We start from the raw sequence: 4,225 nt of genomic DNA on the forward strand, positions 1-4,225 counted from the left end.
ACCGTCGGGGTGTTGTCGTTGGTCAAGCCGCCGCCGGCCGTGAAGACGGGCGCCGGCGGGGCGGTCGCGTCGATCCGCAGGCTGATCGCCGCCGAGGCCGCGCTCGCATTGCCGCTGGCATCCGTCGCCGTGGCGGTGAGGCTGTAGGTGCCGTCGGCGAGGGCGACCGTCGGCGTGAAGGAGTAGGCGCCGGTCGCCCCCGCCGTCGTGGTGCCGACGAGCGCGCCGTTGCTGAAGATCCGAACCGTGGAGCCGACCTCGGCGGTGCCGGTCAGGGTGGGCGTGTTGTCGGCCGTGGCCGCGGTGCCGGCGCTCAGCGTCGGGGCGGCCGGCGCCGTCGTGTCGTTCGTCACGACGTCGTCGATCGCGAAGCCGACGCCCAGGTTCACGTTGGCGAGGCTGCGGGAATAGACGCGCACCTCGGTGACGCTGTCGAAGGCGGAGCCGAGCTGGATCCTCTGGTCGCCGACGCCGAGGATGTTGCCGAAATCCGCCGAGGCGACCTGGACGCCGTTGCGATACCCGACGAACAGCGTGTTGCCGAAGAGAGAGATGTCGCGGTCGATCGTGAGGGCGTCGAGGTCGAAGACGCCGCCGGAGGCCTGCGCGATCGAGAGATAGCCGACCGCCGTGGTCGAGAGGTCGAGGACCGCGTCGTTGAACTCGTTCTCGACCGCCAGGGTCCCGATCGAGGCGCCGGTGCTGGACCGCAGCGCGTAGGTGTAGCCACCGATCGTGACGGGATTGCCAGAGGTGCCGACGAACCCATCGAAGGTCTGGTTGATGGTAGCCATGGGGGGACCGACGCTCCGTACCGACGCTGACGACTGGGGCGGGAGCTTCGGGAGCTCGCGCTGCGAGTGCATCCGCGGACGGGCGGCCCGATCAGCGAGCTTCCGTGTCGGACAGATCAACCTGTCCGCGTGCCGGGCTTAAACTGATCATCAATGAAATGATGGAAAGCATTGATTGCAGAAAGCACTTTTCCATCAGAGCAAAATTCGAGTTTCTGCCAGTCAAGCTGCCAGGTTTTGTATTGAGAATATGTGGCGCTGGCAGGCGTTGCGACAATTTGACTGGGCCGAAATTCGGGATGATGACAAAAACCTGTCTCGGCGGCAGAAAACATCTGTGTCCGCCTGAGGCCAGCCAGGGCCGCCGCAATGCGGCGACCCGCGTTCCCGCTGCGAAAAGCACGGTGCGGGGAAAGTCTATCCACAGCAGATCCGGGCCTCGAGGAAGGATCTGCTTGGCGCTCCAAGTCGTCCCTCAGCCCTCGTCAGGACGGGCAATTCGGGAAAGTGTTTTTCCAAAATCTCGTCTGTGTCCTGTGCTGCCTCGGGTTATGTCCGATGGGACGGCAGTCACAGTGAGGTTGCTCATGTTCGCGATCATGATGGCGGCGCTCGTCGGAGGTCCCCTGACGTCGGCGATGCTCTGGGACAACGGCGCCCTCGTCGCGCTCTCGGCCGCCCCGTTCGGCGGCAGCGTCTCCGGCCTCGCGGCGGCATGGCTGATCGCGTCCCTGCGGAGCCGGGCGGAAGCCGGGCCGCGCCGGGCCGCGCCGCTCCCGCGCAACCTGCGCAGCACCTGGTAGGCCGCTCCCGGGCGCGGCCGGCGCGAGGGCGCCGGCCCAAGGCGCGACGCGGGCGCGAGGCCCGCAAGGCCGCCGTTTGTGTGGAACGTCTCTCCGCGACTGCTCAGGCTATAAGCCAAGACAATCGAATTTTATCTAAAATTTGACGAAGAAAATGCAGCGTCGAGATTAAGCATATGACGCTGGAAAACTCTTTTCCGTGGCCAACTCTGTTGCGGAATACCTTGACGGGGGCGGCGGTACGTCTATCTAGGGTTGTGTCCGCGGTGGAGGAGGAAACCTCACCTCGGCAAACTCGGGGGAAGAGAGCCAGAGGATATGCCGCAGCCTCAAGTCTTGCGCGATATGGCCCTTTTCGTTGAGGTGGCGAAACGCAAGAGTTTCAGCCAGGCGGCGGCGGCTCTCGACATGCCGATCTCCTCGGTCTCCCGCCGGATCACGCAATTCGAGACGGCCGTGGGCCTGCGCCTCCTCGACCGCACCACCCGCAAGCTCGCCCTCACCCCCTACGGCGAGGCCTACCTCGCCCAGGCCACCCGCATCGTCGACGAGGCCCAGCGCACCTTCGACGACATGATCGCCCAGGCGAAGGGTCCGTCCGGCTTCCTCAAGGTCGCGGCGCCGCCGGATTTCTGGGTGCTGCGGCACCTGACGGACATCGTCTGCGCCTTCTCGGAGAGCCACGAGCACATCCACGTCCATCTCGACCTGCACGCCTCTCAGGTCGACCTCGTGCGGGAGGATTACGACCTCGCGATCGCCGTGGAGGAGCCCCGGCAGACCTCGCTGATCGTGCGCCGGATCGTGGAGACCGAGAACGTCCTCGTCGCCGCTCCCGCCTACCTGCGGGCGCGGGGCCGCCCGAAGCATCCGAAGGATCTCGCCGAGCACGACGTGGTGCTCTCGGTGCCCGGCGCCAGCGACACCTGGCAGCTCACCCGCGGCGACGAGATCGTCTCCGCGCCGGTGTCGGGCCGGATCTCCTGCAACAATCTCAGCCTCGCGCGCCGCCTCGCGGTGACGGGCCGCGGCATCGCGGCGGCGAACCTCGTCAATGTCGAGCGCGACATCGCCAGCGGACGCCTCGACCGGGTCCTGCCGGACTGGCGCCTGCCGGCGACCTCGATCTACATCGTGACAACGTCCCGGCTCCTGCCGGCCAAGACCCGGCGCTTCATCGACTTCGTCTCGAAGCGTCTCGCGGGCGTCTTCTCCGGCGCGCTGCGCGGCGAGGTGATGACGCTTCCGGAGCGAACCCTCGCGCCGTCGGCCTGCCTCGTCGCCAGGTCCTGACGCGGGCGGGCAGGCCGCCGCGGCCGGTGGCCGCGCCCTACTGGCGCGCCGGGCGGATCGAGGCGCCCTGCACGTAGGCGAGGCAGCGGGCCCGCGTCTCGGGGTCCTCGATCGCCAGGAAGGCCTGGAGCAGGCTCGCGGCCTCGGCGAAGTTCGATGCCTCGCCCTCGAAGGCGGGCCGGGCCGACGCCTCGGGCAGGGTCAGCGCCGTCGCGACGCCGAGCGCTCCCGCGAGCTGGCGCAGGGACAGTTCGGCCTGGACCGGCAGGCGCAGGGCGAGCAATTCCTGCTCCGCCTCCCGCTCCGCCGTCGCCGCACCGGAAGCCTTGTCCGCCTGAAGCCAGATCATCGTAGCGCCCCGTTGGGTCCTTGCCGCCGCACCGCCGTGATCGCTTTTCGCCACGAGTATGCGCAACCCTGAGTCTGACCATATGAATATTGCATACTTATAGGATATCCGTTGCGATCACGTATGGAAAATGGGGCTTCGTGCAGACCGTACGTTAACCGCGACGTTTCCGTTTCCCGGCCGCGGTCCCGCCCCGCGCGCGGCCCGCATGCGCGGCGCCGGGCTGTGCGGATCGGGCCACCGCTCTAATACAAGCGGTGCGCGCCGGGCCTTGAGACCTCGTGGTGCTGCGGCCTCGAGGAGGATCTGCGTGACGGGCGACGAAACCCGATACTGGCTGGCGACCGGGCTCGCCGTCGCGGCCGCCCTGGCCGCTTGGTACCTCCTCCCCGTCGATGCCTGGCTCGCGGCCTTCAAGGCGTGGACGCAGGGGCTCGGCCCCTACGGGCCCGTCGCCTTCGCGGCCCTCTTCGTCGTCGCGACGCTCCTCGTCGTGCCCTGCACGCCCCTCACCATCGCGGCGGGCGTCGCCTTCGGCTGGTGGTCGCTGCCGATCGTTCTCGCCGCCGCCACGCTCGGCTCGGTGCTCGCATTCGCGGCGGGGCGCACCCTGCTGCAGGACCGGGTCCGCGCCCTGATCGAGCGGCGGCCGGCCATGAAGGCCACCGTCGAGGCGGTCGGCGAGGGCGGCTGGCAATTGCTGACGCTGATGCGCCTCAGCCCCTTCGTCCCCTTCAACGCCCAGAACTACATCCTCGCCATCACCGACGTGCGCCCGGGGGCCTTTCTCGTCTCGACCATCCTCGGCATGCTGCCCGGCACGCTCGTCTGCGTCTATCTCGGGGTGATCGGCCGCGCGGCGGGCGGGGACGCGCCGGAGCACTGGATCTCCCTCGGGCTCGGCCTCGTTGCGACCTTCGCGGCCGTCGGCCTGACCCGGCGGCGCGTACGGGCCAAACTGAGGATGCGGAGAGCCGGCGCGGGCG

The 4,225-nt window shown here is 68.4% G+C and carries 6 protein-coding genes; 3 read left to right on the forward strand and 3 right to left on the reverse strand.

From position 1 onward, the window contains the following. Window positions 1-794 (reverse strand): Ig-like domain-containing protein (locus E1J50_RS24835; protein ID WP_245516745.1); only part of this gene is annotated, 794 nt, incomplete at its 3' end. 116 nt (window positions 795-910) lie between these two features. After that, a complete protein-coding gene (locus E1J50_RS24840; RefSeq protein ID WP_132256765.1) occupies window positions 911-1,129 on the reverse strand; it encodes a hypothetical protein in 219 nt (72 codons plus the stop codon). Window positions 1,130-1,381: 252 nt separating this feature from the next. Here E1J50_RS24840 and E1J50_RS24845 point away from each other — a divergent pair, with 252 nt between their 5' ends. After that, window positions 1,382-1,597, forward strand: a complete 216-nt coding sequence (locus tag E1J50_RS24845) for a hypothetical protein (protein WP_132256767.1) — start codon at window positions 1,382-1,384, stop codon at window positions 1,595-1,597. Between the two features lie 345 nt (window positions 1,598-1,942). Continuing rightward, a complete protein-coding gene (locus tag E1J50_RS24850) occupies window positions 1,943-2,890 on the forward strand; it encodes a LysR family transcriptional regulator (RefSeq protein ID WP_245516746.1) in 948 nt (315 codons plus the stop codon). 37 nt (window positions 2,891-2,927) lie between these two features. Here the strand turns inward: E1J50_RS24850 and E1J50_RS24855 are convergent, their stop codons facing one another. Continuing rightward, window positions 2,928-3,239 (reverse strand): hypothetical protein, encoded by a 312-nt coding sequence (locus E1J50_RS24855; RefSeq protein ID WP_132256771.1) that lies wholly within the window; start codon window positions 3,237-3,239, stop codon window positions 2,928-2,930. A 310-nt stretch (window positions 3,240-3,549) separates the two neighbouring features. On the opposite strand from E1J50_RS24855, the gene E1J50_RS24860 reads away from it, so the two are divergent. Then, window positions 3,550-4,225 (forward strand): TVP38/TMEM64 family protein (locus E1J50_RS24860; RefSeq protein ID WP_245516747.1); only part of this gene is annotated, 676 nt, incomplete at its 3' end.

This window comes from Methylobacterium segetis, from assembly GCF_004348265.1.
Taxonomy (GTDB): Bacteria; Pseudomonadota; Alphaproteobacteria; order Rhizobiales; family Beijerinckiaceae; genus Methylobacterium; species Methylobacterium segetis.